This is a genomic window from Mesorhizobium silamurunense, assembly GCF_014843905.1.
Taxonomy (GTDB): Bacteria; Pseudomonadota; Alphaproteobacteria; order Rhizobiales; family Rhizobiaceae; genus Mesorhizobium; species Mesorhizobium silamurunense.
Map to the genome: position 1 here is coordinate 61,366 of NZ_LPVS01000053.1, position 25,670 is coordinate 87,035.

Below are 25,670 nucleotides of genomic sequence, written 5' to 3' on the forward strand. Positions count from 1 at the left end.
ATGCTCGGCGCCTACGGTGAATGTGGCGGCAAGGAGTTTTCCAGGATGACAATCCGAAATCTTGAGTACACGGTCTCACCGAAATCCGTCGTTGTCGTCGGCGCTACCGAGCGCGTTGGCTCAGTCGGTCGCGTTGTCTTCGACAACATCGTCGGCGGTGGCTTCGAGGGGGAGATTTGGCCGGTCAATCCCAAACATTCGCACCTGGCCGGCCACCGCTGCTACGCAAAAGTTGCCGATCTTCCAGGCATTCCGGACCTGGCCGTGATCGTGACACCTCCCGACACCGTCCCCAGAATCGTACGCGAACTGGCCGAGAAGGGAACGCGTGCCGCCGTCGTCATCACCGCCGGGCTCAATCACAAAAACGGTCTGCGTCAGGCAATGCTCGATGCGGCCAAACCCTCGCTCATGCGGATCATCGGGCCGAACACGGTCGGGTTGATGGTTCCTCCAGTAAAGCTGAACGCCAGTTTCGCCCATATGGCGGCCAGGCCGGGGAACATCGCCCTCATTTCGCAGTCCGGCGCGATTGCCACGTCGCTGATCGACTGGGCGGCCGAAAACAATGTCGGCTTTTCCCGGATCATCTCCCTCGGCGACATGGCGGACGTCGACGTCGGCGACTGCCTCGACATGCTGGCTGGCGATTTTCACACGCGCGCCATCGTGATGTACCTCGAGACGATACCCAATCCGCGTAAATTCATGTCCGCCGCGCGGGCCGCGGCGCGCCTTAAGCCGGTCATCGCCATCAAGCCCGGCCGGCACGAACAGGCGGCGAAGGCGGCGGCGACACACACCGGCGCGCTTTCGGGCGCCGACAGGGTCGTGGAAGCAGCTTTGCGTCGGGCAGGGGTGCTGCGCGTCGAAGACCTCGCCGAACTGTTCGATGCCGCCGAAACGATCGCGCGCTACTCTCCGCTTGAACGTGGCCGCGTCGGTATCCTCACCAATGGCGGCGGCGCCGGCGTTCTTGCCGTCGACAAGCTCGTCGACCGGGGAGGCGAGCTGGCTGAACTCGCGCCGTCGACGATCGAGCGGCTGAATCATGTGCTGCCCCCGACCTGGTCGCATGCAAACCCGGTCGACATCGTCGGTGACGCGGCGCCGGAACGCTACGGGGCGGCGCTCGAAGCCCTGGCAGGGGATCCGGGAACGGACGTCATCCTCGTCATCAACTGCCCCACCGGGCTTGGTTCCTCTCCCGACGCGGCCAGAAAGGTAGCCGAGCTCGGCGACGAGGGCGAGATCGGGGGAAAACCGCTTCTCGCATGCTGGCTCGGCGAGCATACCGCGCGCCAAGGCCGGCATATCCTGACCGAAGCCGGCATTGCCGGCTTCGAAACGCCCGAGGACGCCGCGATCGCGGCGTCCTATCTCAGTGAGTGGTCGCGGGCCCAGCGGTCCCTCCTGCGGACGCCCTCGAGTCGGGTCGAAGACCGGGCCGACGGCAAGGCGTCGGTGCATGCCATCTTCCGGCAAGTGGCAGGCGAAGGGCGGCGCATGCTGACGGAGCCGGAGGCAAAAGCGGCGATAGCCGCCTACGGCATTCCCGTGCCGCGAACCATCGTCGCCGGATCCGTTCAGGAAGTGGCGGAGGCAGCCGACCAGCTTCTCGAAAGCTCCGGAAGGGTGGTCGTGAAATTGTTGTCGAAGGTGGTTTCACACAAGTCGGACGTCGGCGGCGTGGTTCTCGACATTGCGACTGCCGAGAAGCCTGGGAAAGCCGCGCAGTCAATCGAGACACGCCTGCGTGCGCAGGCACCGGGGACGAAGGTGGACGGCTACACCGTGCAAGCCATGGTCGTGCGCAAGCAGGCACAGGAGCTCATTCTAGGCATGAACCTGGACCCGATGTTCGGCCCGGTCATTCTTTTTGGCGCCGGTGGCACGGCGGTCGAGGTTCTCAACGACACCACGATCGCGCTCCCGCCGCTCGACGACGTGCTGGCCGGAGAAGCGATCGACGCGACGCGAATAGGCCGCCTGCTTGCCGGCTATCGCGATCGCAAGCCGGCCGATCGAGCCGCGATCATCGCCGCGCTGAACGGTTTGTCGCAAATGATCGTCGACTTCCCTTGCCTTGTTTCCCTCGACATCAACCCGTTGCTGGCCGACAGCGAGGGTGTGATTGCGCTCGATGCCCGTATTGAAATCGATCCGCGGCGGGTGGATGAACCGGCGCCGAACCCTGCTCTTGCCATAAGGCCCTATCCATCAGGGTGGAGCCGCGACCTTCTGTCGGACGGTATGTCTTTCCACGTACGGCCAATCATGCCGGCGGACGTGGCGCTTTATCCGGCGTTCCTGGCGAAGATTTCCCCCGACGACCTGCGGCTGCGTTTCCTGTCGCCGCGCCGGAATTTCCCGGACCAGATGCTGAAGCGGCTCACGCAGATCGACTATGATCGCGACATCGCCTTTGTCGCACTAGAAAAGGATACGGGAGCGCTAGCCGGAATCGGCCGGCTCTCCTGCGATCCCGATCACAGGACCGGCGAATATGCCTTGCTCGTGCGATCGGACCTGCAGGGCCATGGCCTGGGATGGAACCTGCTGAAACAGCTCATCGACTATGCGAAGGCTGAACGCGTCAGCCGCATCGAGGGCATAATCCTCAACGAAAATCGCAAGATGCTCACAATGTGCCGGGAGTTCGGCTTCTCGGTAGCGCATCACTCCAGCGAGCCCGGCCTGTCGGTGGCGACGCTGGAGGTTAGTTAAGCGCCGGTCAGCTCTATGATCCCGTCTTCCTGAGGCTGACTACAGATGAAGAGATACCCTCCACCAAGGCCAGCATCTCGGCGGTAATTTCGGCTAGGTTGCGGTCGACCTCGATCTTGCGCCAGGTCAACGGACCGGAATCGCGTTGCAATTGCCGGGACAGGATGTCGACCGTAGCATCGGAAGGGCCGCCCTTGCGCTCGCTGATCCGGCGCCAAAGCACCGACGGGTCGGCCGCCAGCCAAAATCCGGCAAACGGGGCATTTGTCTCGCTTGCGGCGCGCTCGATCCTGTCGCGATCCTCCAGTTTGTCGAAAACAGCGTCGGCGACAACGGAGCCGCCTTCGGCAAGGATTAGCTCCGCGCGCCAGGCGATCTGGCGATACACGCGCTCGGACACGCCAGGCCGGTAGGCCTTGTCAGGGAGCCGAGTTTCGGCGGGCACGCCATGCATGGCCTTGCGGATGCGGTCGCTCTCGACGATCCGCGCGCCGGGTGGCGCGCCGACATGGGCAGCCAGCGCTTCGGCGACCGTCGTCTTGCCCGAGCCGCTCAGACCGCCGATCGCGACGAGCCGAGCGGGCGTCTGGGTGAGCAGGGCTTGGGCGAGCTCGAAGTAGGATCGCGCTTCGGCGCTAAGCTTCACGGAGTCCGGGCTGCCTTCCTCAACCTGCGTTGCCGTGACATGCGCGCGCACTGCTGCCCGCACAGCCATGAAGAACGGGAGCAGGATGAAGCCGTCTTCGTCGTCGGCGTCATCGAGGTAGCGATTCATCACCAGATTGGCGAGTTCTGGAAAACCGCGATGCCACATATCCATCAGCAGGAAGGCGAGGTCATAGAGCACATCGACGGTGGCGATCTGGTCGTTGAACTCGATGCAATCGAACAGGCGCGGTTCGCCGTCGAACAGGCAGATGTTGCGTAGGTGGAGATCGCCATGGCAGCGACGGACGCGGCCTGATGCCTCGCGCCGGTCAAGCAGGCCGGCATGGCGGGCGAGGGCCGCGCGAAACGCGTCGTTGAGCGTCTCGATCTCGTCACGGACGAACACGTGGCTGGTTGCAAATCCGGCCGAATTGATTTCAAGCACGCCGCCAATGTTCGCCGACCCGCTGCCAGCGTGGATCACCTCGGCGTTGCGGTGATATTGCGCGATCATGCGCGCCACGCCTGTCATCAGCGCGGGTGTCAACTTGCCAGCAACGGCCATGCGGTCGAGAAGCTTCGACTGATCGAAGCGAACCATTTCGATAACGGCGTCGACCAGGTCCCCCGGCCCATCCAGGGCAAGCCGGTTTCCTTCGCGCGTGATGCGGCGCACACCGAGATAAAGGCCAGGCGCCGTCGGGGAGTTCAACTCCATTTCCCTTTCGCAAGCGGCGAACCGCAGCTCAGGCGTCGAAAAATCGACATAGGGCAACTTGACCGCCCGCTTCAGCTTGAAAGCGCGGCATCCGACAAGGAATATCCGGGAAATATGAGTTTCGATCGTCTCGACGGGGCCAGCCTCGCCATAGGCGGAAGGATCCTTCAACATCTCGACCACGACATCCTGGTTCTCAGCGATCATAGCCTGCGCCCTTGGTCCTAGTTGCATCATCGTTCGGTCTCGCAGACTGAAGCCCTACGAGTTTTACTGGCGTTGAAGCGTTTGGACGTAACCGGTGAGGTTATGGATGCGTTCCGTAGTGACGGCTTCCCCACCGTAGGGGCCGTAGCGCTTCACGTCGTCGGGCAGGAACTGATTGCCCCAGACCGGCATCTCGCGCTCGCCGTGCTCCGCTACGAAGCCGCGGCCGTCGATCGTCGCATAGACCCGCCAGTAGGGAAATTCCCCGCCATTGCGCTTCGTCAGCGTCGTCAGATCCGCGGGACGCTTCCGTAGCTCGTCGGCCAAGGGGCCGTCGCCCTTGCCGTCCACGCCGTGACAGACCGCGCAGGAATTCAGATATTCCTGCTGCCCATTGCTCATCTCCTGTGCCGCCGCGGCGCTAAAGGTCAGCGCCAAAAAACCCATCGTCGTCCATAATCTCATTGCTCTGCCTCCAGCCATCAATGTCAGGCTAAGGCGTGCGAGGCACGCGCACGTTGACCAGGATCAATCCTGCGAAGGATCAGTTTGATTCAGCGCAAGGAAGGATTCCGACCGGCTCACTACTCCTATGTCCACTGTGAACCTTTCTCGAACGAGGAGTCGCCGCCATGCTATTCAAGACATTGCTCACGGTTACAGGGCCGGATCACGGGGACGATGATCTGAAGCTCGCCGCCGGTCTGTGCGACGAAATCAACGCACATCTCTCCGTGCTTGTTCTGGTCATCGCTGCGCCTCCTTCGGGCGGAGAATACGCTGCGGTCGTCTCGCCGGCCTGGCTCGCAGAGCGCGAAGCCGAAATGGAGATGCTGGAGCGGCGCAGCTCGGCGGTTTCCAAAATGCTGTCGGAAAGCCCCGTATCGGCCGATCTCAGCAGCGACTACCCGGAGCAATCCTGGGCGGATGAAGTCATCGGTCGGCGCGCCCGCTACGCCGACTTGACCATTGTCGGCCCGGAAATGCTCGCAAGCCATATGCTCAAGGAAAGGGTCATTGCTGGCGGTCTATTCGCGTCGGGGAAGCCCATCCTGCTGGTTCCCAGGGGCGCGCGCGCGACTTTGAAACCGAAACGCGTCCTTGTCGCGTGGGACGCAAGCCTGGAAGCATCGCGTGCCGTGCGAGAGTCACTCGACATCCTGCCAGGTGCCGATGAGGTGCGCGTCGTTATGATCGACCCTGTCGAGGACGAACGGCACCACGGCGCGGAACCCGGGGCGGACGTGGCGACCTATCTCTCCCGGCATGGCGTGAAGGTCGCAGTGGACCGTCTGCCGAGCTCGAACCATTCGATCGCCGATGTTCTTCGTCAGCACGCGGTCGACATTGGCGCCGATCTCACCGTCATGGGTGCCTACGGCCATTCCCGGCTGCGCGAGCGGATATTCGGCGGCGTGACCAAGTCCATGATTGAGGACCCGGGGCTGCCGATTCTCATGGCTCGTTAAAATGCATCATGCTCGCGAGTGTGCGACGATGCCAAGCATCGTTCGGGACGTCATCTAGGATAGCGGCCTTGGGGGTGGATTGGAACCCTGCCGGATAGTGACCGTGATATCAACAAGCAACGGCTGGGACCTTGTCCCGAAGACGCTGGGCGCATTGGTGGACTGGCCGAAAGCTGGCGCGAAGTCGTTTCCCATGAGCCGACGAATGGTTGGTATCAGAATGCCGCAGCTTAATTGGGAATGTCCAGGACGTGGTCGACGCCGGAACGGCAGCTTACCGCAAAACGCCCTTGCCCGCCGAAAGCGGGATAGTGGTGCAGCCGCTACGGGCGGCGACCGGATGTGAGGTTGATCAGGCCCGTTTACCGGGCCGCGTCATGCTACCGGGCTCAGACCGTGGATGCCGTCTCCGAATTAGGAATGTATTATGTCGCCATGATGCCCCGCCTTGACGTGGTGACCCTCATGTGAGGACTATCGCCGCCCAGGCGCCGACCCGGCAGCAGGTCATGACGCTCGCCACCGACGAGTTCATCCGTCAGTTCCTGCTACACGTCCTGCCGCGCGGCTTCCATCGCATCCGGCACTATGGGCTACTTGCCAGCAGTTACCGCAAAGCGTCGCGCTCGCCCGCGAACTGCTGGCGGTCGCGCCTCCTGTCATGAACGATCCTCCGGCGGAACCAGACAGCTTCCGCCCGCTGTTTGATCTGGAGGAACGCCAGATCGAGCCATTGCGAGCGACAAAGCCTCTATTTTACGCTGAAGCCGCCATCAACCATTAAGACCGCGCCGTTGATCATTCCGGCCTCGTCGGATGCGAGATAGCGTGCTGCGGCCGCGATCTCCGAAGGCTTGGCAAAGCGTCCGACAGGAATATCCCGCTTGGCCTTTTCTCCCTTTTCGCCAGACCACCCGACAAGCGCCATCGGCGTTTCGACTACCGTTGGTGCGATTGCGTTGGCGGTAATGCCAAAGCTGGCCCATTCAATAGCCATCACCTTTGTCAGGTTGATCAGGCCTGCCTTGCTGGCGCCATAGGCAGCATGCTCCTCGATGGCGATAACGCCGGCTTGCGAGGAGATGTTGATGACGCGACCTCGCCCCGAGGTCTTGAGATAGGGCAGGGCAGCGGCGGCGACGAGCCAAGGACCTCGGAGGTTGATCCGCATCGTCTTGTCCCAAACCTCGACATTTGCTTCTTCCGCGGGGAAAACAATGCCCAACCCGGCGTTGTTGACGAGGATGTCGATTCCCATCGCCGCGCCGATCTGGTCGACGACGGAAGCGATGGAAGCCGGATCTTCAAGATCGAGGACGAAGCTTCTATGGTGGGCCCCAAGGCGCGATGCCAACCCCGACGGGTCGTTGATGTCGACAAGGGCAAGTCGTGCCCCGGTCGCCGCGAAACACTCCGCCATTGCCTTGCCAATTCCGCCGGCGGCGCCGGTAATCACGACCGTACGACCCGCTAGGTCATTCATGGGAACGCTCGCTCCTGGTCACGCGACGGCTGCCCGCTTCCGGTTCAGATGTCGAAATTGGTCGGCAGGACGACCACGTCCCGGATCGTGACGTTGCGCGGTCGGGTCAGCATGAACATAACCGCATCCGCGACCTCCTTCGGCTCAATCAGGCTACCATTCTCCTTGGCCTTGCGGAGATTTTCTTCCGGCCAATCGGCAAGAAGGGCGGAGATCACTGGACCCGGAGAAACCTGTCCGACGCGAATCCCGTGCTTGTTCAACTGGCGGCGCATCGTCTGCACAAAACAGGTCATGGCCCATTTGGATGCCGAATAGACCGGCTCCCACGGCACTGGAAAATGACCGGCAACAGAACTGGTGACGACGATGTCGCCACCGCCGCGTTCGATCATGTGCGGGATTACGGTCCGGACGTTCTTCATGACCGCGTTGACGTTCAGGTTCAGCATCCGGTCGATGGCATCGAGGTCCGTCTCGGTCAAATCGCCCCCGATGTATGAACCTGCATTGGCATGAAGGATGTCGAGATGCCCCGCTTTCTCGACAATGCCATTCAGAAGCGTTGCGCAACTCGCCGGATCGAGCAGGTCGATCGTGAGCGGAATGGCCTTTTTACCCAGCTTCTCGCAAAGCGCTTCCATAGCCGTCTGGTTACGATCGATCATGACCACGGTCGCGCCTTCACCAAGCATGGCCTCCACGCTTGCCAGTCCGATGCCCGACGCGCCTCCAGTAACTGCTGCAACCTTGCCTTCTAGTTTCCCTACCATGATGTCGCTCCGATCCCTGTTGGTTCAGTGAGTGGTGTAGCCGCCGTCCGCCGTGAGCACGGCGCCGGTGACATAGCTTGCAGCGTCCGAGCACAGGAACAGCGCGCAGGTGGCCATTTCCTCTGGTTCAGCGAAGCGGCCCATCGGCGTATTCTCGGTCCAGACGCTGTTCCACTGCGGGTTGGCTATGCCGCCTTCGGTCATGTCGCTGATCACATAGCCAGGTGCCAGCGCGTTGACGCGTATGTTGCGGCCGGCGTACTCGAAGGCCATGACCTTCGTCATTTGATGGATTGCGGCCTTCGAGGAGTTGTAGGCGACTTGCAGTTGCGGCTTGTTGGCCACATCGGCGGAAATCGAGCCGATGTTGAGAATTGCGCCGCCAGCCTGGCGCAGCATCGGCTTTATCGCCTCTCGCGCAATGCGAAAGGGAGCGACAAGATTTGTCTCGAGAATGAAGTTGAGGCGCTCGTCATCGAATTCATGGAAATTGCCATTGTCGGCAACGCCGGCGTTGTTGACGAGGATGTCGAGCTGACCGAACCGTTCGAGCGTCGCGCTGACCAGTCTGCCGGGCGTTTCACGATCGCGGACATCCCCCGCGCTCCAGGCGACACGGTCGCGATGCTCCTCCAGAAGGTCCTTCACCGCATCTGTGCAGGTCCGGCCTGTGATCACCACGTTTGCGCCGGCCTCCACAAAGATCGTCACGATGGCCAGGCCGATGCCACGGCTTCCGCCCGTAACCAACGCGGTTTTTCCGTCGATCCTGAATTTGTCCAACGCCACCGTTTGCCTCCGTTTGCGTTTATGCGCAGCGCTCGCCGGTCAGGTGCCACACGCCCGACCATAGGTTTCAATGCTTTGCCGGATGTGACCGATCGCGATCTCTTCGCCATCACAGGCCCGCTCGGCCCAGGCAGCTGCCGACGGCAGGTGCTGTAGAAAGAGAGTCACCGGCACGATCCGACCTTTCAGCGTCTTGAAGAGCCGGTCGCAAGCTTCTCCGGCTTGCGGGGTGGCCCAATAGTATCGGATCCGATCCGAGTAAGAGTAATGGCGCAGGACGCGCTTTTCGGCATCGTCGCCGCGATAGTGACTTTCCCAATTCTTCGAGGCGACGCGCATCAGAGCCTCCATGGCATGATAAAGCGGGCGTTCGCCATAGCCGGGCACGAGGTCGGAAGCGATCAGGTCGAGTGCGTATAGCGCTTCGCGCAGCTTGAAGGTCAGTTCCGGCCCAACCTTCAGGATGCCAAATCCGTCCTCGACGAGTTCACGCAATGGGCCTTCGCCCTGATAGTCCGTCGAATGGGCTTCGAAAATCAGCGTCGGCAATTCGCTTAGCGTAGCCGCCAGAGCGTGGGCTTTCACCCGATCGTAGAAAATCACGTTCTGGTTGCCGAACTCCACGCCCGGCTGCACCACAAGGCCAATGGCGCGGGAAAACGCGTCCTCGAGCCCGGCGGACCGGAACGCTTTCGCGTGAACGGCGTGCGTTTGACGGGCAGCTGCGGTGCTGGTCGGAGTGATAGCATCCAACGCGTGATCGGCACCACCGGGTGGCGGCACTTCAGTGCCAATGATGTAGATCGGACTCGCCCCACCACTTTCTCTCGCCGCCCGTTCCGCGACGCCCGCCAGTCTGGCCGCGCGCTCAGCCACGATGTGGTCATCGAGCGCGATGGGTTCCCCCTTGCAGCCCATCGAGGCATCGAGATGGATCTTTCGGAAGCCCGCTCGGACATAGGCATCCACCATCGCCCCCGCTTGCCCCATTGCCTCACTGGCATCCCGGTCCTTCCACGGATTGGGCCCGAGATGGTCGCCGCCAAGCACAATCAGGTCCTTCGGACATTGCTCCGTCGCTGCGAGCGTCTCCACCATGGCCGCAAAGTCAGACGGCGTCATGCCGGTATAGCCACCCAGATGGTTGACCTGATTGCACGTCGCCTCAATCAGGACGGTGGTGCCTGTGTCCCGGCCGCGGCGAAGTGCGGCTTTCAGCACCAACGGGTGTGCGGAGCAGACCGAGGTCACCCCCATTTTCTTTCCTTGCCTATGCAGGGACGGCAAATCTTCGATCGCCACGCGCATCAGCTTCTTCTCGCCGTTCGTGCAATGAAGTCTTCCAGTTCGGCGCGCGTGCCGGCGCCCTCCATTGGACCCAGGCGCGTCACGTTGCGTGCGCCGGCCGCATTGCCGAATTCGAGCGCCCGCTCGATGGGCATGCCCAGCCGCCGGCACGCGACATATGCTCCTCCGAAACAGTCGCCGGCGCCGGTCGGATCCGTCTCATCGACGAGAAAGCCGGGACATTGCGCATGCGCGCCGGATCGATGATAGGCCGACGATCCATCCTTGCCGCGCTTGATCGCGATCTCCTTGACGCCGCGGTTGAACAGCGCCTTTATCGCGGGCTGCTCGGTGTCCACACCTGCGGCGAGGAACAACTCTTCGCCCGACGGCAGCAACAAGTCTGCCTTGTCGACGAGGGCCGCGAATTTCTCCTCGGTCTGGCCGTGGGTCAGCAGTTCCTTGCGCAGGTTCGGATCAAGCGACATCGTGCCGCCGCGCGCCTTGATCACAGCGATCGCATGTTCGGTGATCTCCCAGGCTGCCGGGCTGGCGAAGACGGTTCCCATGACGTGGATATGGCCGCAGCGTGTGATGAGCGCCTCGACCTCGCGAGTCCATTCCAAGCGGGCCGCTGCGGACTTGGCGATGTTGTATACAAAATCTCGGCTACCGTCCTTGCGGTACCGGACGAAGGCGCTGCCGGTCGGGAAATCCGACGAAACGGCAATAGCGGAAATGTCGACGCCGTCCCGCTTCAGACGTTCGGTGTTGACGACACCGAAATCGTCATCGCCAACCGCACCGACAATCGCGGCCGCTCCGCCCATACGAGCGCATTGATCAATGAAGATTGCGGGCGCGCCGCTCGGGAACGGGCCAATGAACTCGATGGGCTCCCTAAAGCCAGCGCCGGCTTTGCTCGCGACGATCTCGACCAGTATCTCTCCGACAGTGACGGTCGGCCCGAGTGAATCCGGCGCCAGTGTTTGGTTAGGGTCGTTCGTCAAATGTCAGATCCTGCGTTTGAGGCCGTCTCGCATTTCAGGCCTCGGAAGTCTCGGAGCCCGAAACCGCGTCCCTGCTGAACATCTGGTTGTCGAGCGACATGAAGCGCTGGTGCATGATGCAAGCGGCTCCGAAAGCGGATCCGTATGCGGCGCTCTCGTTGAAGACGATCTCTGGAATGGGAAAGGTTTCGGCCTGAAGGCTGCGGATATGCGCGTCGACCCGTGCGGCTGCCAATGGGTAGAGTTCTGCTACAGACCCGCCCAAAACGATGCGGTTGGGATCAATCAACCGCGATATCTGAACGACGGCAAATGCAAATAGGGTGGCCCATTCCTCTGCGAGTTGCACTGCTTGCGGGACGCGGTCGCGGACGTTGCGCAAAAACGCGTCAAGGTCGGCGTCCGGATTGAATTGTCGGTAGGAAGACAGAATTCGATCGCGTCCGAAGGCCTGCTCCAGATTGCGGTACGTCGGGTTTCGTGTCTTGAGGTGGCCGACTTCGCCTGCAAGACCATTGCCGCCACGAAACAGCTTGCCGTCGATCACGATTCCGCCGCCGACGCCGGTCTCGATGACCATGAAGAAGGTCACGCCGCTCGCCGCTTCCGGCTGGCTGTAAGTGATGCCGATGCCGAATGCATTGCCGTCATTTTCCGCGCACACCGGAATTTCAGCGGGAAGAAGGCTTCGGGTGAGGGCTGTGAGATCAAGATTTCGCCATCCGAGTATAGGTGCGACATGGATGAAACCGTTCTGATCCATTTGCCCCGGCACCGTAATCCCGAGCCCTTGGCACCGCACCAGCCTGTCCTTGCCGATCTCGGCGAAAGCTCGGTTGATGGCGACGCGAACCGCGTCTTGCGGATCGCTATTGTGCCCGTCGAAGCGGTTTGTGGCGCTGTGGATGATCTTGCCGGCAAGGTCAATCTCAACGCAGGTCATATGCTCAACGCCTATTTCGACGCCGATAAAGAAAACAGCCTCGGGTACAATTTCCACGAGGATGCCCGGTCTCCCGGCTCTGGGTTGACCTGCCGAATTCGTAAGGTTGGTCTCTGGGACCTCACGAACAAGCCCGACCTCCACGAGTTCCAGAACGATATTGCCAGCCGACGAACGGTTCACCCCCATGTGCCTGGCAAGTTCTGCCCGGCTCAGCGGACCGAAGCGATGGAGGGCGTTCAATGTCGCCACCGCGTTGCTCTGACGAATCCTGCGCGGAGAGCTGCTGGCAAAGGTCGCATGGTTCATGGCAGGCTCCTGCATATTCGCTCCCAGCCTATACCGCACCGGAGCCCGGTTTGCCGCCTTACGACGGCAAACGCCGGACCGTTTTGTCTCGATAAACTGCCGCGCGCCGATAAAATGTGCGCTATACCGCCTCGGCTGGTGAGGACAAGTTCACCTCGCGACCCCTGACCACTACAGACCCTGCGTCGCGTCGCAGTATGCCCATCAGAATACCGAGGAAGGTCGACTTGCAGGCGCCGTTCCCGCCGCAGAGCGCATTGACCGTGCCGGCGCGCAGCTGGATCTGGCCGTCGATTAGCGCCGGGACGCCGCCAAAACTCTTGGCGACATTGCTGGCGCCAAGGAGCAACGGCGCAACACCGGTGCCTCGTTCGTCGGCATTGGCTATTCCTGTTCCATCCTCCCATCCTCTTCGATCCCGGCGGCGCGGGTCGCGACCGGCCCACAGTCCTTGACCCCTCAGGCAGCCTTGTTGATCTCGGCCCGGCGCACGGCCTCCGCCCAATGGCTTTCGATGAAAGCCCGGGCGTGCGCGGCGAGCGGATTGTTGTCATCCCAGGTATCGCGCCAGATAGCACAGACGCGTGACAGCGCTTCATCGACGATGGCGCTTGAGAAGCTTTCGAAGGTGATATCGCGGTTGTGAAAGCCGATATCGACCAGCGCGGAAAAGATGCTCGGAAAGTCGATCGTGCCGGTGCCGAGATAGCCACGGTAGTTTTCGTTGAAGTGGAAATAGGCCACCTTCTCGCCGGCCATGCGGAGGGCGCCGGCCGGGCTGGCCTCCTCGATGTTCATGTGGAACGTGTCGAGATGCAGGAAAACGTCGTCGCGACCGGTATCCTTGATGAATTTCAGACCCTGCGCGGCCGTGTTCAGCAGGTTGGATTCGAAGCGATTGACCACTTCGAGAACGATTTGCACGCCACAGTCCTTCGCTACGTTTGCGGTCGCGGCAACGGCTTCGGCACTGTTCATCCAGCCACCGCGTGTCGGCATCCGGTCGTATTTGCCGTGCTTCGAATACAGGATGCCGCCCAAGCGGATTCCGCCAATGTCGCGGACCGCCTTGACAGCGTCGGACAGCATCAATGTTCCCTTGGCGACCACGGCCTTGTCTTCGCTTGAGACGTCCGCGTCTGCGGGCAGGCCCATCGTGACGACGACCTCGACATCCAGTGCCTTGGCCTTTTTGGCTAAGCGATCAAGGTCGAATTTTTCGGGGCGCAGGTAGGCGAATTCGATCAGGCGAAAGCCATGCTCCGCCGTCTTGTCGAGCGCCATTTCGAGGCCTTCCTGGGTCTGGCCGTTTGTCCAAACAAACGAATGGATACCGAGACGCCGCATTGGTTCCCCTCCTCAAATCATATTTGCATGATGAAGATACAAACTGGGAGTCAAATGCTCCAATTTTGACATCGACGCAAGAGGACTCCGTAGCTTTCCGCATCGTCATCAGAATCGCCGCGTCGAAAAAAACCTTTTAGAATCATGCAGATACGAGGGAGAAAATTGGCGTCAAAAATTTTTCTCTTCGCAGTTGCAGCAAAAATAATATGCAGCCTTACACAACAAACGTTGCGCGAATTAGTTTTTTGTTCTAGGGAAAAGGCAGTCGGCGGCATTGGGCCGCTCGTTGTTTGGGAGGAATGCAGATGAACGTTCGAGTGAAGCTCGGCGTGACTGTTCTTGCGGTCGCGCTGATGTCGGGAACCGCGCTGGCAGCCGGTAATGACGACTTCTGGGCAAAGGCAGCCGAACCCTACAAGGGCGTCGTCCTGCATGGCGTCACTGAAAGCACGCCGCCGTCAAATTACATCAAGGACGTTCTCGCGCCCGAATTCGAGAAGAAGACGGGCATAAAGGTCGACATCGAAACCACCTCATGGGACCAGATGTACGACAAGGCCATCAAGGATATGGAAGCCGGCACCGGCATCTACGACGTGGTCTATATCGAGCAGGACATCATCTACTCATACCTGGCGCGGAACTTTCTGACCGACATCACGAAGGCGCTGAAGGACAAGCCTGAACTCAAGGCGTCGACCTATGACGATGCCAAATTCACCAGCTTCGCCAACTATTTCAAGCAGGATGGCGACCTCTATGGCGTGCCGATGGAGGCGTTCCTGAAGGTCTACTGCTATCGCAAGGACCTGTTCAACGACCCGGAGATCAAGGCCGCATTCAAGAAGCAGACCGGGCATGACCTGAAGCCGGCCACGACCCATGAGGAATACACCGAAATCGCCGACTTCTTCACCAAATGGGGCAAGGACCACAATCTGCAACTCTGGGGCTCGACCGCGCAAGCCCACACCGGTCATGCGGCTTCATGGTATGAGTTCTTCGAGTCGGTCGCGCCAACCTTTGGTGTCTACAGCTGGGGTATCGACGCGAGCAAGAACTACGCGGCCACCGTCGAGCATGGCGGCGCAATGAACAGCGACAAAGCCAAGGCTGCCCTGAAATGGTGGTTGCACTTGCGCGACATCGCTCCGCCGGAATCGGCGCAATCGACCTGGAGCGAGGTTGCCACGACCTTCGCCGCCGGTCGTGCTGCTCAGGGTCTGGTCTATGGTGAGAACGCCGCCTGGATCGAGACGGACACTTCGAAGTCAAAGGTTACAGGCCAGGTCGGTTTCGCCCTGCCGCCGCTTTCGCCGGGGGTGATGGATGACGCCAAGTCGGGCAAGGGCTACGTCGGCTATTACGACGGCGGCGCCTTCGGTCTTCCGGTCACCTCGAAGAATCACGAAGCGGCGCTGCTGTTCCTTGAATATATCGGCCAGGACGAGGTGCAGCCCGGTTGGGCGGTCGCTGCGCCGCGGATCACAAACACCGCGACCTTCGATGCTCCTGAGGTCAAGGACATGGATGTCAAGCTCGGCGGCTTCTATACGATGCTGAAGGACGAGGGCAAACTCTTTGCCGGCGCTCCGCCCTATCCGTTCCACGCCCAGGTCCGCGAAGCCACGGCGCCGATCTTCTACGACATCCTGACCGGCAAGATCGGGCCTGACGAAGGTCTCGACAAGATGGCGGCCAAGGCCGAAGAGGAACTGACCTCCCTCGGCTACCGCAAGTAAGCTACATCCTCCCGGTAGTCGAGCGGGCCGCCGCCCTCGCGAGGCGGCGGCCCAACCCGTCACGGGACATGGTAGCATGCGACAGGTGCCGGACAGGTTGATCGCAAGGGGAGGATGGGAAGTGAAATCCAACACGTTTGGCTGGATACTGCTGGCTCCGACCATAGTCGTCCTGTTCTTCTTCGGTGTCCTGCCGTTCCTCTACGTGGTTTATGTCTCGTTCCACCAGTGGAACCCCTTCGCCGCCAATCCGTACATGATCTACAACGGCGCCGGAAACTTCCGGCAGATCGTCTTCGACGGCGCGTTCCTGGCCTCGCTCGGCGTGACCGTCGCCTTCGTGTTCTTCGCCGTCCTGACCGAGGTCATCGTCGGCTACCTGCTTGCGCAGGCCTTCATGTCGGACTTCCCGGGCAAGGCCTTCTTCCGCACCATTCACACCTTGCCGCTGATCATCGCGCCAATCATCGTCGGCTCGATCTGGAAGCTGATGACGACACCATCCATCGGCATCATCCCGCATCTGCTCCAGTCAAGCGTCGGTTTCGACTTGAACATCGGCCAGAGCGCCGCCGCCGCCTTCATCATCACCATCATCATGGACGTTTGGCACTGGACGCCTCTGGTGACCTTGACCCTGATCGCCGCGCTGGTTTCGCTGCCGCCCGACCCGTTCGAGCAGGCTCAGATCGACGGGGCGGGCAAGTGGCAGATCTTTTGGCACATTACCCTGCCGATGATTGCCCCCGCCGTGATGGCCACCGTCTTCATTCGCCTTATGGATGCTCTGCGCATCGTGGACGAGGTGCTCATGCTGACAGGTGGCGGCCCGGGCTCGGCCACCCGCTACATCGGCGTGCACATCTTCCGGGAGGTGTTTCCGCGAACGAACTACGGCTACGGGTCGGCGATTTCGGTCGTCGTCCTCTATCTCACGATTGTGGCCTGCTGGCTGCTCTACACGGGCATGCTCGCGCCGCGTAAACCCAGGAAGGGCTGACCCATGAAAAAGAAGACGCCCTGGCCCTATGTTTTCTTCTGGGTCCTCATCAGCTTCCTGACGCTGTTCCCGATCTATTGGCTGTTCGTCATCTCGGTGACGCCGTCGTTCGAACTGTTTTCGACACCCAGCGTGATCCTGCAGCATGTCGACTGGCAGAACTACACTGAGGTCATCGGCAATCCCACCTTGAGGGGATACATGATGAACTCGCTGCTTATATCGTCGGGTAACGCGATCCTGACCACGACGTTCGGCTTCTTTGCCTGCTACGCGCTGTCGCGCTTCAATCTGAGTGGCAAGGAGAGTATCTTCTTCTGGACGATCACCAACCGAATGGCGCCGCCGGCGGTGTTCCTGCTGCCACTCTTCCTCTTGCTGACCAAAGTCTACAGAATCGAGGGGTTCACGCTGCTCGATACACGGATCGGCATGATCCTAGTCTACTGCACGTTCAACTTGCCCTTTGCGATCTGGACGCTGCGGCCGACCGTGGACGGCATTCCGAAAGAGCTCGATGAAGCCGCCTTTGTCGACGGTGCAAGTCCGTGGAAGGTGATCACCGAGGTCGTCTTTCCGCTCTGCCGTCCCGGCCTTGCGGTCACGTTGATCCTCACCTGGGTCTTCGCCTGGAATGAATACTTGCTGGCGGCCACTCTGACGAACTTCAACGCGCGTACGCTGACGACCGGCCTGTCGGAGTATGTCACGACGACCGGGACCGCCTGGGGCATCATGGCGGCGATCTCGATCTTCACGCTGATCCCAGCGCTGATCGTCTTTTCAGTCGTGCAACGGCACATTGTGGCCGGCCTGACATTCGGCGCCGTCAAAGGGTGATCTCATGGCCAGCAAAATGGAAAACATCGACAAGCCGATCGACATCCTCGACGATGCGAATGCTCCGCCGATAGCGGAAAAGAGCGGCTTTCTGCCGATCGAAACGAACTGGTTCGATCGGCTCTTCATCTCCGTCGTCATCTGGGTGGCGATGTCGCTTCTATGGTTCCGATTCATCGAACCCTTGGGCTTGTCGATCTGGATCTCCAACGTGATCGCACTGGCTCTGGCAGCGTTCATCATCGCAAAGGGCTGATCACATGGATGCGCTTGTTCTCGAGGAAAAACTGAATCTCTCGCTCCGCGATTTTCCGATTGAGCGTGAGGAAAAGCTCGGCCCGCGCGACGTGCGCATCAAGTTGCACACGGTCGGTATCTGCGGCTCCGACGTCCATTATTATACCCACGGCAAGATCGGCCCCTTCGTTGTCAGGGAGCCGATGATCCTCGGCCACGAGGCCTCCGGCACGGTCCTCGAGGTGGGTCCCGAGGTGACTACGCTGAGGGAAGGCGACCGTGTCTGCATGGAACCGGGCATCCCTGATCCGAATTCGAGGGCGACGCGACTCGGCAAATATAATGTCGACCCGGCCGTGCGGTTCTGGGCAACCCCGCCCGTCCACGGAATCCTGCGGCCGACCTGCGTCCATCCCGAAGCGTTCACCTTCAAGCTGCCGGACAATGTGTCCTTTGCGGAGGCAGCTATGGTCGAGCCGCTTGCGGTCGGCGTTCACGCGGCCACGAAAGCCCGTATCAAACCGGGCGACATCGCGGTCGTGCTCGGGGCCGGGCCGATCGGCCTCGTAACCGCACTCTCCGCCCTGGCTGGCGGCTGCGCGCGCGTTTATGTGAGCGACCTGGCCGAAAAGAAGCTTGAGATCGCTGAGAGCTTGAGCCGTGCCATCATCGGCGTGCAGGTGGGCAAGGACGACCTTGCTGAACGCGTGAAGCGCGATACTGACGGTTGGGGCGCGGACGTATTGTTCGAGGCGTCCGGCTCACCCAAGGCCGCCTCGACTGTTTTCGAACCACTGGCACCCGGCGGATGTGTTGTCATGATCGGCGGCCAGTCGGATCCGATCTCATATGATACCGGGGCGGCGATGGTCCGCGAGGCGCGCGTGGAAAACATCTTCCGCTACGCGCATGTCTTCCCGCGCTGCGTAGCGATGCTGTCGTCCGGCGCGATCGACGTCAAACCGTTGATCACGCGCAAATTCGAATTCAAGGACAGCGTGCGGGCGTTCGAGATTGCCGCGTCGGCCCCGCCGGCGGACGTGAAAATGCAGATAGAACTGCCGCAATGACCATAGGGAGACGCGTTCGTGGCTGATGTCAAAATCGAAAAGGTCTTCAAGCGCTACGGCAGTGTGCAAATCATGCATGGTGTAGGCGTCGATATCGAGGACGGCGAATTCGTCGTGCTCGTCGGACCGTCGGGCTGTGGAAAATCCACGCTCCTGCGCATGATTGCCGGTCTCGAGGAGATCAGCGACGGCACGATCAGCATCGGCGGGCGCATCGTCAACGACATGCCGCCGAAGGATCGCGATATCGCGATGGTCTTCCAGTCCTACGCGCTCTATCCGCACAAGACCGTGTTCGACAACATCGGCTTCCCGCTGAAGATGGCCAAGCGCTCGCCAGCGGAAATCAAGGAGAAGGTCCACAAGGCGGCGGAGATTCTCGATCTGACGAAATACCTGGGCCGTTATCCTAAGCAGCTGTCCGGCGGTCAGCGCCAGCGTGTCGCCATGGGCCGTGCCATCGTTCGCGATCCACAGGTCTTTCTGTTCGACGAACCGCTATCGAACCTCGACGCGAAGCTGCGTGTGACAATGCGCGTCGAGATCAAGGAACTGCATCAGCGCCTGAAGACCACGATCGTCTATGTGACGCACGATCAGATCGAGGCGATGACCATGGCGGACAAGATTGTCGTCATGCGTGACGGCCGGGTCGAGCAGATCGGCGCGCCACTCGATCTGTACGACAATCCCCAAAACGTCTTCGTCGCCGGATTTATCGGGTCGCCGTCAATGAATTTTGTGCAAGGCACTATCAAAGGCTCCGGGACAAACAAGCAGTTTGTGTCCGACAGTGGGCTGGCACTGCCGGTCCCGGCTACCGCTGCTGCCGATGGCCAGACAGTCACCTACGGCGTCCGGCCCGAACATATTTCCGTTGGCCCGGAGGGTATTCCGCTCAGAGTCGTTGTGACTGAGCCCACTGGAGCGGAGACTCAGATTTTCGCAAAGGCTGGCAAGGACATGATGGATGCCGTCGTGAAGGAGCGAATTTCCGCAGCTCCAGGAGAGGAAATCGGCTTCGTCATCGATCCAGCAAATGTGCACTTGTTCGATCGCAAGACCGAGCAGCGCATATGAAACAGGGCGCCATAAGCAAATCCGAAAATCTCGTGAAAGATTGAAGGGGTTGCGGCCGAAAATGTGCGCAGGGGACGGCTTGCGCGTTATCGGATAGCCGATCACAGTTAAAACCCTTCGCCGCCGTGAACGAGAGGGGCGCCCTTAGCGACAGTGTCCTGAACGAAGTCATCCATAATGGAGAGCCGCCGGCTGGTGATAAGCGGGCCTATCTGAACGTCCGCTCAAGACCTTTTCCGGCAATTATCCTTATGTTCCGTTCCATGAAACCGACGATGAACGATTCGTAGACATCTTCGTGAATGTAGAAGCGAGTATCGCCGAATCCGTCATCGGCCTCTACCTCATCTGTCACAAAAATGCTCGGTCGATACTCGCGACGCTTACGATCGTGGTGCAGAGCATGTAGGACTGCTCAGGAGCCCGCGCCTCAACAGCTCAGAAAGTCAGGTTTGGGAATCCCCGAAGCGATAAGGGCACCCCGAACTTGAATTGCGGCCGCTGCAGCAGCGTGCGCCTTTTTGACGGCGCTTTCTTCGGTGCCAGCAAGCAGTCGGGCGGCGAGGTAGCCACCATTAAACGCATCATCCGCCCCGGTGGTATCAAGGGGAATATCGACAATTTCTGCGGGTATCTTTACTCTCATTCTCCCTGTGTGGAGATGGGCCGGATCGGAGCCACATTTGACGACAATTTCGGAAACGCCTGCATTCAGGCATCGTTCGATAGTCGCGAATCACCGAATAGCTCGCACTCGTCGCTGAAGTTGGCAAAGCAATGTCCGCAATGCAGAGCGCGCTTAGGATGTTCTGTCTCGCCTCCTCAGTGCTCAACCAAAGACGTTTCACCCTCTCGAGCCCGGCCGATCTCATTCAGTACTGATTCGCGGTCGGCCGGCGCGAGTATTGCAAGGCTAATTCCGGAAAAATAGATCAGGTTCCGCTCACTCAGGCCTGTTGCGGAGCGCCTCGGGATCGTCCGCAAGACGCTCTGCTGCCGAGCCTTCCCACCAATATGTGAAGCTGCGTTCATACCTATCCTGTTCCGGCCGGTTGTTACTCTTCAGTCGTGCCTTCGAAATCCAGAAGCTTCCCAACCGGAACATATTTCTGGCCGTCGAACTGGTAGAGCTGCAGGGCTTCGATGGGAAGACGTCGGAGCCGGCTTTGGTGTTCAGCTTGATCCCATCCAGCAGCAGCGGATTGTCCCACTTCTGGATGTTGAAGACGGCCTCCAGGAGCGCAGCACGGGTCGGCTTATCGGTGGCTGCGTGTCCCCGCAACCACTTTCATCATAAATCCATAACCGCCCCGATCTGATCAATCGGGGCGGTTCTTTGCGTTTGAGAGGAACGCCGACTTTCATCTTCGGAACGAACGGCACGCGTCCTGAGTTTTGGAGGATGCAACTCTTGCCTTCCCTATCATGACTCTTCTCGTCCAGCCGCGCTTAGTGAATGAGCCGTTTTCCGACCCGGGACTGCTTCTCGATTTCCGCTTCAGCAGTAGGGCAGTCCTCTTTGACCTCGGCGATCTGTCGGCGCTTTCGCCACGTGAGATCCTGCGCGTTTCGCACGTGTTCGTGTCGCACATGCACATGGACCACTTCAGCGGGTTCGATCGCTTGCTCGGGGTGTCGCTCTACCGTGACAAGCAGGTCCATATCATCGGCCCGCCCGGACTGACGGATGCCGTCGAGGCCAAGCTGCGGGCTTACACGTGGAACCTCCTCAACGACCGGTCGCAGGACTTTACGATCTTCGCTTCCGACTGGACGGAGGAAGGCTTTGCCACCGCAGCCGTCTTCCGGGCGCGCAGGGCTTTCGCGCGGCAAGATTGGCAGAACTCCAGCACTCGGATTCCCTTGGATGATCCAGATTTCGCTATCGAAGCCGTGACGCTCGATCACGGCATTCCTTGCTTGGCCTTCGCCTTCCAGGAAAAGCTGCGGGTCAATGTGCACAGGTCGCGCCTGGATGAACTCGATCTTCCTGTCGGACCTTGGCTTGCAAACGCCAAGCGGGCGGCGCGACGCGGCGCCGGTGCGGCTACCGAGTTCACGCCGAGTGCAGGCAAGAAGGTAACGCTTGGGGAACTGCTGCGGGACCAGGTGCTGGTCTGTGCGCCGGGCCAACGCATCGCCTATGCAACCGATTTAGCCTTCGGTCCGGAGAACGTCACTCGTCTCTGTAACTTGGTGCGCGGCGCCGATCAGCTTTTCATCGAAGGCGGATTGCTGGAGGAAGACCGAGACCTCGCGGCGGCGAAGAAGCATCTGACCGCCGCGCAGGCAGGCGCGATCGCCAGGCAAGCCGGCGCGATCTCCGCCCACCAGATACACCTTTCGCCGCGGTATCTCGGACGCGAAGACGAGCTGCGGGCCGAATTCGAAGCTGCATTTCTCGGAGGTTCCGTTACAGCGAGATAAGGCTCGTTCCCCTCGTGAGCCCACACTGGTTGTGTGCACGGTAGGAGTAGGTAAGCGCCTACGAGCTTGATCCACCCGTTGGCACTGTGGGATGTTTGGACGAAGATTGCCGCCGGGCCGGTCGCCTTCGAGGCGCCATCGGCAGGCTTTGCACTCGACTGGCTCACGCTCCAGGCTTTGCGTCGGCGCGACGTCGGCTTCGCAATACTCACGCGTGCCCCGGGCGTTTCTTCCACCGGTGATCCCGCGCTCGACTCGCGCCTCCCTTTCGACGAGCCGTACCGCATCCCTGGGCGCACGGCGATGCAGCTCGCGCGGGCGAAGCTCCGTGGCAGCCGCATCATCGCGATCGGCACGAGCGTGGTGCGTGCGCTTGAGGCAGCCGCCAATCCCGACGGCAGTGCGCGTGCAGGAAATGGCATCGCGACAGGGCGCATCGCGCGGGGCACGCGGCTTCGGGTGGTTGACGCGATTCTCACCGGTGTCCACCAGCCCGGCGAAAGCCATTTCGAGCTCCTGCGCGCCTTTACCGACGATGCTCAGCTCGCCAAGGCCTCCGCAGCCTTCGCCGCGTACCGATACCGCACGCATGAATTCGGCGATTCCATGCTGCTTCATCGCCAACAGAACCGGGCCGAGGTGCCCGAGACGAAGGCTCTACTCGAGGCGTGGCTATGATGTCGGCAGGATCGGTGGCATTTCGGGCGCTCGGTGCGCGAGGAAGTCGGAGCTATGTTGCGGCGGACCAGGAGTTGGAATTTGACGTAAAGACGGACTTCGTTTCCTGCAGGACCAATGGCGGCTTCGGCCAATTCCGGTTGCTCTTCGCAAGTGCCCTTGTTGCGCGCTGTCGAGAAGCCGATCAGCGTGGCTCAAATCGCTGAATAGCCGCCACCGCAGCAAGCGCACTTAGTGAGGCCGGAAAAGAGATATTTCGGGCGTCGGCGGCTTTTAATCGCACTCACATTGGCGCGGCCGTGATCGTCCCGTTCGATCTTGTTTTCCTGTTGACGCGCTTTCACCGCCTGCCAAAGGTCGTCATCAATGATGCGAAGCTCGGGCGCCTCCTGAATGACCCATTGGGCCTCGGGGTTGGGGCGTGCCTGCCGCATGCCTGTGTCAGGTTCCTTCACGAAGCGCTGCCGGTTCCAGACGATCTTACCGACATAGATCTCGTTGTTGAGGATGCCGTTCCCGCGCTTCGGGTTACCGTTGATCGTGCTGAAACACCAATCCCCGCCGGACGGAGCGGGGATTCTCTCCTGTCTGACGCGCCATTTGCCTGCCGAGCAGGCGGTCGTCGTCTCGCAAAGGGACCGAAGCTCCGGCAGGAGATTGCTGAGGATCTGGATCGCGCGCACGGCGCGGGGTAGTCACGGCCGCCCTCGAGGCCAAGAAGACGACGAACCCCATGCCGATCAGCTCGATATCGCCAGGCTGCTCCTGGTCAAATATCAGCTCGCGTATCAGTACGCCGTCTTTCTCCGCCTTCAGGCGGGAGCCGGCGGCCAGGGTCTAGCCGAGGCTCTCCAAGCGCTCGGCGACAAGGCGGCGGATCGTGGCGGCGGCTTCAGCGGCGGGACTGCCGCGAGCGATCAGCGGCGGCACTGTCAGCTCCGCGGCCGCGGCGCCGACGGACTGGGCTATGGCATCGATGGCGCGGTCGGCGTCGCTGGCCTTGATTCCCACCGTGGCGGCGAGGGCTTTGAAATCAGCGCGGCGTAGCCGGTCGTCCTTGCCGTTTAGCTTGAGAGCTATGCGGTCGCGCTCAAGGCGCGGGAAAACCCGCGTCGTCACCGCGTCATAGAGCGGCGCCAGGCGCACGCTGGCAAAGCGTTCGCTACCGGGCTCGGCGATCTTGAGCAGCGCGAGGTTCTTGAGGTGCATGTCGCCGTCGGCGATCAGCCAAGCAAAGACCGCCCGCCGCAGTACGAGCAGCAAGTCTTCCTCAGGCGCGGTCGACAGCGAACGCAGCGAACGGGCGACGCGCTCGATCGTGCCGTCATACTTAGCCTCCGTTGGTACCCCAAGGACCGACGTGAAATCCTCGAGCGCCAGCATCCGCGTGTCGTTGCCGCCCCGGCGAATGTCGAAGCGCTCGACAATCAGCGCCGGCGGCATGCCGTCGGGCATCGGCACGAGGGCCATGGCGGGGGCGTTGAAGCCCGCGGCCGCGCCAAGCGTAAGCGACAGGTACTCGACTGTGGGCAGGATCTCGAACCCGCTGGTGCCCGCGGGCTTCAGGATGTGTGTGAAGGGCAGGCCGGTGCTTGGCCGCAGCACGCCATCCTCCGCAAGGAACATCGGCGCCTTGATCTGGATGCCGGAGAGCCGTGGCGTATCGCTGCGTGCGAAGATCGCGGCGAGATTGCGCTCAAAGCTGTCCTGAAGCGACCCGCGTCCCGGTCCTTCATAGCGCCCGGTGAAGATACCGTCCGTCTTGAAGCGGGCGAGCGGCGTTGTCAGCACGTCGGCCGGGAACCCGGCGAGCTCGCGCGGATCGTCGACGATCGTAATGTTCGACATGTAGCGCTTGCCGGATTTCAGCTGCGCGCGTTCATCGCGGTTCTTCAGCACCGACGCCAGCCAGCCTTCTGGCAGCAACGCGGTGATGAAGGGCGGCAGTCGGCCGGGGGTGGTCTGACGGATCAGCGGTGGGCCGCGCCAGTCCTGCGCGCGCCAACGCCACTCAAATCCGTCATGGGTCAGGTGGCCGACCGGCGCACCGTGCCAAGCGACGGTAAGATCGAGTGCGGCCTCATTGCGCACTGGGGCGGCAGCGGGGCAGTGGAGCAGGTAGCGTTCTGCCTGCTCGCCCTCGCGGTACCACTGGTTTTCGCGGGCGAGAGACCAGAGCGCATCGGCGGCGCCTTGCGGCGTGCCGTACTCCTCGACGAGCCGGTCGGCGATCTGCGCGCGCATGGCGTCGTCGATGGACGCGGCGTGTTCACTGCGCAGGCGGAAGGCTTCGAGAAAGCGCTGACGGATGGCCGAGACGTCGACGCGAAACTCGCCCATGCCATCACCAACGACGGCCGAGGCCACCGCGGGATGATCGGGGGCAATGTTTTGAATGATCTCAAGACCGCGCAGGCGCGTGCGCTGGTTGCGGCGTCCGCTGATGAAGAGGCGCCCGTCGCGGGTCGGACCCAGCAGGACCGCGGTTGCTGCCGACAGGTACGCGTGCGGATAGAGGTAGCGGGCGATCCGGACCGCATGGCGCAGGACGGTCGTCTCGACATCGTCGCCCCGGTCGACATAGATGCCGCGCATCAGCTGCACCAGCCGGCCGGTTTCGGCCAGATAGTGACTGCGGGTCTTGTCGATCGTCTCTCCGACGAGGTAAAGGCCCATGGAGCCTAACTTTCACGTATTTCACATACGGGAAAGTTAGATCGGAAAGCGCCAGAGTTCAAGGCATTCCTAACTTTCGCGGTTTTCATGTACGCGAAAGTTAGGACAGCAATTTAAGACGTCGGACAGAGCTATTATCGCCAAAGCCTGCTAGCCGGGTCTCTTTTCGCAGAGCCGGGCCGGGGGCGGCTGCGAGGTTCTGAAGCC

Annotated in this window: 23 protein-coding genes and 2 pseudogenes; 11 read left to right on the forward strand and 14 right to left on the reverse strand. The window is 61.1% G+C overall.

Annotated features, from left to right (window positions below):
• Positions 1-45 precede the first annotated feature (45 nt).
• On the forward strand, positions 46-2,727 hold the full coding sequence (locus AU465_RS14750; protein WP_192248610.1) for a bifunctional acetate--CoA ligase family protein/GNAT family N-acetyltransferase: 2,682 nt from the start codon (positions 46-48) through the stop codon (positions 2,725-2,727).
• Positions 2,728-2,740: 13 nt separating this feature from the next.
• On the opposite strand, the gene AU465_RS14755 is transcribed toward AU465_RS14750, so the two are convergent.
• Positions 2,741-4,300, reverse strand: a complete 1,560-nt coding sequence (locus AU465_RS14755) for a bifunctional aminoglycoside phosphotransferase/ATP-binding protein (RefSeq protein WP_192248613.1) — start codon at positions 4,298-4,300, stop codon at positions 2,741-2,743.
• Between the two features lie 63 nt (positions 4,301-4,363).
• A complete protein-coding gene (locus AU465_RS14760; protein WP_246506102.1) occupies positions 4,364-4,765 on the reverse strand; it encodes a c-type cytochrome in 402 nt (133 codons plus the stop codon).
• A gap of 167 nt (positions 4,766-4,932) precedes the next feature.
• Here AU465_RS14760 and AU465_RS14765 point away from each other — a divergent pair, with 167 nt between their 5' ends.
• Positions 4,933-5,769, forward strand: a complete 837-nt coding sequence (locus AU465_RS14765) for a universal stress protein (RefSeq protein WP_192248617.1) — start codon at positions 4,933-4,935, stop codon at positions 5,767-5,769.
• A 503-nt stretch (positions 5,770-6,272) separates the two neighbouring features.
• A pseudogene (locus AU465_RS14770) lies at positions 6,273-6,383 on the forward strand (transposase); the annotation flags it as partial.
• Positions 6,384-6,520: 137 nt separating this feature from the next.
• Here AU465_RS14770 and AU465_RS14775 read toward each other — a convergent pair.
• From AU465_RS14775 to AU465_RS14810, 8 genes and pseudogenes are all read right to left on the reverse strand, one after another.
• The gene (locus AU465_RS14775) at positions 6,521-7,252 is read right to left on the reverse strand and encodes an SDR family oxidoreductase (RefSeq protein WP_192248620.1); all 732 of its coding nucleotides are present in this window, start codon (positions 7,250-7,252) and stop codon (positions 6,521-6,523) included.
• Positions 7,253-7,296: 44 nt separating this feature from the next.
• Positions 7,297-8,025 carry an SDR family oxidoreductase gene (locus AU465_RS14780; RefSeq protein ID WP_192248623.1) on the reverse strand — a complete coding sequence of 243 codons (729 nt, stop codon included), beginning with the start codon at positions 8,023-8,025 and terminating at the stop codon, positions 7,297-7,299.
• 24 nt (positions 8,026-8,049) lie between these two features.
• A complete protein-coding gene (locus tag AU465_RS14785) occupies positions 8,050-8,814 on the reverse strand; it encodes an SDR family NAD(P)-dependent oxidoreductase (RefSeq protein ID WP_192248626.1) in 765 nt (254 codons plus the stop codon).
• Between the two features lie 39 nt (positions 8,815-8,853).
• The gene (locus AU465_RS14790; RefSeq protein ID WP_192248629.1) at positions 8,854-10,122 is read right to left on the reverse strand and encodes a D-tagatose-bisphosphate aldolase, class II, non-catalytic subunit; all 1,269 of its coding nucleotides are present in this window, start codon (positions 10,120-10,122) and stop codon (positions 8,854-8,856) included.
• A complete protein-coding gene (locus AU465_RS14795; RefSeq protein ID WP_192248632.1) occupies positions 10,122-11,111 on the reverse strand; it encodes a tagatose kinase in 990 nt (329 codons plus the stop codon). The genes AU465_RS14790 and AU465_RS14795 overlap by 1 nt, the downstream gene beginning before the upstream one ends.
• A gap of 34 nt (positions 11,112-11,145) precedes the next feature.
• Entirely contained in the window at positions 11,146-12,363 is a 1,218-nt protein-coding gene (locus tag AU465_RS14800) for an ROK family transcriptional regulator (RefSeq protein WP_192248636.1), read from the reverse strand.
• Positions 12,364-12,487: 124 nt separating this feature from the next.
• Positions 12,488-12,712 (reverse strand): annotated as a pseudogene (locus AU465_RS14805) (ATP-binding cassette domain-containing protein); the annotation flags it as partial.
• Between the two features lie 110 nt (positions 12,713-12,822).
• Positions 12,823-13,710: a sugar phosphate isomerase/epimerase family protein gene (locus AU465_RS14810; protein ID WP_192248639.1), complete on the reverse strand. Its 888-nt coding sequence runs from the start codon at positions 13,708-13,710 to the stop codon at positions 12,823-12,825.
• 293 nt (positions 13,711-14,003) lie between these two features.
• On the opposite strand from AU465_RS14810, the gene AU465_RS14815 reads away from it, so the two are divergent.
• The 6 genes from AU465_RS14815 to AU465_RS14840 all read left to right on the forward strand — a co-directional run bounded on the left by AU465_RS14815 (position 14,004) and on the right by AU465_RS14840 (position 19,682).
• Positions 14,004-15,455 carry an extracellular solute-binding protein gene (locus tag AU465_RS14815; protein WP_246506104.1) on the forward strand — a complete coding sequence of 484 codons (1,452 nt, stop codon included), beginning with the start codon at positions 14,004-14,006 and terminating at the stop codon, positions 15,453-15,455.
• A gap of 76 nt (positions 15,456-15,531) precedes the next feature.
• On the forward strand, positions 15,532-16,455 hold the full coding sequence (locus AU465_RS14820; protein WP_192248645.1) for a carbohydrate ABC transporter permease: 924 nt from the start codon (positions 15,532-15,534) through the stop codon (positions 16,453-16,455).
• A gap of 3 nt (positions 16,456-16,458) precedes the next feature.
• Positions 16,459-17,295: a carbohydrate ABC transporter permease gene (locus AU465_RS14825; RefSeq protein ID WP_192248648.1), complete on the forward strand. Its 837-nt coding sequence runs from the start codon at positions 16,459-16,461 to the stop codon at positions 17,293-17,295.
• A 4-nt stretch (positions 17,296-17,299) separates the two neighbouring features.
• The gene (locus AU465_RS14830) at positions 17,300-17,551 is read left to right on the forward strand and encodes a DUF2160 family membrane protein (RefSeq protein ID WP_192248651.1); all 252 of its coding nucleotides are present in this window, start codon (positions 17,300-17,302) and stop codon (positions 17,549-17,551) included.
• A 4-nt stretch (positions 17,552-17,555) separates the two neighbouring features.
• Positions 17,556-18,602, forward strand: a complete 1,047-nt coding sequence (locus AU465_RS14835) for an NAD(P)-dependent alcohol dehydrogenase (RefSeq protein ID WP_192248653.1) — start codon at positions 17,556-17,558, stop codon at positions 18,600-18,602.
• 18 nt (positions 18,603-18,620) lie between these two features.
• Positions 18,621-19,682 carry an ABC transporter ATP-binding protein gene (locus tag AU465_RS14840; RefSeq protein ID WP_192248656.1) on the forward strand — a complete coding sequence of 354 codons (1,062 nt, stop codon included), beginning with the start codon at positions 18,621-18,623 and terminating at the stop codon, positions 19,680-19,682.
• Between the two features lie 430 nt (positions 19,683-20,112).
• Here AU465_RS14840 and AU465_RS14845 read toward each other — a convergent pair whose 3' ends face one another.
• Positions 20,113-20,409 carry a PfkB family carbohydrate kinase gene (locus AU465_RS14845; protein WP_192249195.1) on the reverse strand — a complete coding sequence of 99 codons (297 nt, stop codon included), beginning with the start codon at positions 20,407-20,409 and terminating at the stop codon, positions 20,113-20,115.
• A 216-nt stretch (positions 20,410-20,625) separates the two neighbouring features.
• Positions 20,626-20,964 (reverse strand): hypothetical protein, encoded by a 339-nt coding sequence (locus AU465_RS14850; RefSeq protein ID WP_192248659.1) that lies wholly within the window; start codon positions 20,962-20,964, stop codon positions 20,626-20,628.
• 143 nt (positions 20,965-21,107) lie between these two features.
• On the opposite strand from AU465_RS14850, the gene AU465_RS14855 reads away from it, so the two are divergent.
• Complete coding sequence (locus AU465_RS14855) at positions 21,108-22,109, forward strand: MBL fold metallo-hydrolase (protein ID WP_192248662.1); 1,002 nt, start codon at positions 21,108-21,110, stop codon at positions 22,107-22,109.
• Positions 22,110-22,187: 78 nt separating this feature from the next.
• Positions 22,188-22,787, forward strand: a complete 600-nt coding sequence (locus AU465_RS14860) for an S-adenosylmethionine:tRNA ribosyltransferase-isomerase (RefSeq protein ID WP_246506106.1) — start codon at positions 22,188-22,190, stop codon at positions 22,785-22,787.
• A gap of 194 nt (positions 22,788-22,981) precedes the next feature.
• Here the strand turns inward: AU465_RS14860 and AU465_RS14865 are convergent, their stop codons facing one another.
• Both AU465_RS14865 and AU465_RS14870 read right to left on the reverse strand, forming a co-directional pair.
• The gene (locus tag AU465_RS14865; RefSeq protein WP_312891256.1) at positions 22,982-23,470 is read right to left on the reverse strand and encodes a recombinase family protein; all 489 of its coding nucleotides are present in this window, start codon (positions 23,468-23,470) and stop codon (positions 22,982-22,984) included.
• A gap of 154 nt (positions 23,471-23,624) precedes the next feature.
• Complete coding sequence (locus AU465_RS14870; RefSeq protein WP_192248665.1) at positions 23,625-25,463, reverse strand: type II toxin-antitoxin system HipA family toxin; 1,839 nt, start codon at positions 25,461-25,463, stop codon at positions 23,625-23,627.
• Positions 25,464-25,670 lie beyond the last annotated feature (207 nt).

Excerpts from the sequence above, each read along its gene's own strand:
- AU465_RS14870 (WP_192248665.1), bottom strand. The coding sequence starts at position 25,463 with ATGGGCCTTTACCTCGTCGGAGAGACGATCGACAAGACCCGCAGTCAC.
- AU465_RS14830 (WP_192248651.1), top strand. The coding sequence starts at position 17,300 with ATGGCCAGCAAAATGGAAAACATCGACAAGCCGATCGACATCCTCGAC.
- AU465_RS14755 (WP_192248613.1), bottom strand. The coding sequence starts at position 4,300 with ATGATCGCTGAGAACCAGGATGTCGTGGTCGAGATGTTGAAGGATCCT.
- AU465_RS14750 (WP_192248610.1), top strand. The coding sequence starts at position 46 with ATGACAATCCGAAATCTTGAGTACACGGTCTCACCGAAATCCGTCGTT.
- AU465_RS14760 (WP_246506102.1), bottom strand. The coding sequence starts at position 4,765 with ATGAGATTATGGACGACGATGGGTTTTTTGGCGCTGACCTTTAGCGCC.
- AU465_RS14765 (WP_192248617.1), top strand. The coding sequence starts at position 4,933 with ATGCTATTCAAGACATTGCTCACGGTTACAGGGCCGGATCACGGGGAC.
- AU465_RS14825 (WP_192248648.1), top strand. The coding sequence starts at position 16,459 with ATGAAAAAGAAGACGCCCTGGCCCTATGTTTTCTTCTGGGTCCTCATC.
- AU465_RS14775 (WP_192248620.1), bottom strand. The coding sequence starts at position 7,252 with ATGAATGACCTAGCGGGTCGTACGGTCGTGATTACCGGCGCCGCCGGC.
- AU465_RS14855 (WP_192248662.1), top strand. The coding sequence starts at position 21,108 with ATGACTCTTCTCGTCCAGCCGCGCTTAGTGAATGAGCCGTTTTCCGAC.
- AU465_RS14810 (WP_192248639.1), bottom strand. The coding sequence starts at position 13,710 with ATGCGGCGTCTCGGTATCCATTCGTTTGTTTGGACAAACGGCCAGACC.
- AU465_RS14800 (WP_192248636.1), bottom strand. The coding sequence starts at position 12,363 with ATGAACCATGCGACCTTTGCCAGCAGCTCTCCGCGCAGGATTCGTCAG.
- AU465_RS14835 (WP_192248653.1), top strand. The coding sequence starts at position 17,556 with ATGGATGCGCTTGTTCTCGAGGAAAAACTGAATCTCTCGCTCCGCGAT.
- AU465_RS14790 (WP_192248629.1), bottom strand. The coding sequence starts at position 10,122 with ATGCGCGTGGCGATCGAAGATTTGCCGTCCCTGCATAGGCAAGGAAAG.
- AU465_RS14820 (WP_192248645.1), top strand. The coding sequence starts at position 15,532 with ATGCGACAGGTGCCGGACAGGTTGATCGCAAGGGGAGGATGGGAAGTG.
- AU465_RS14780 (WP_192248623.1), bottom strand. The coding sequence starts at position 8,025 with ATGGTAGGGAAACTAGAAGGCAAGGTTGCAGCAGTTACTGGAGGCGCG.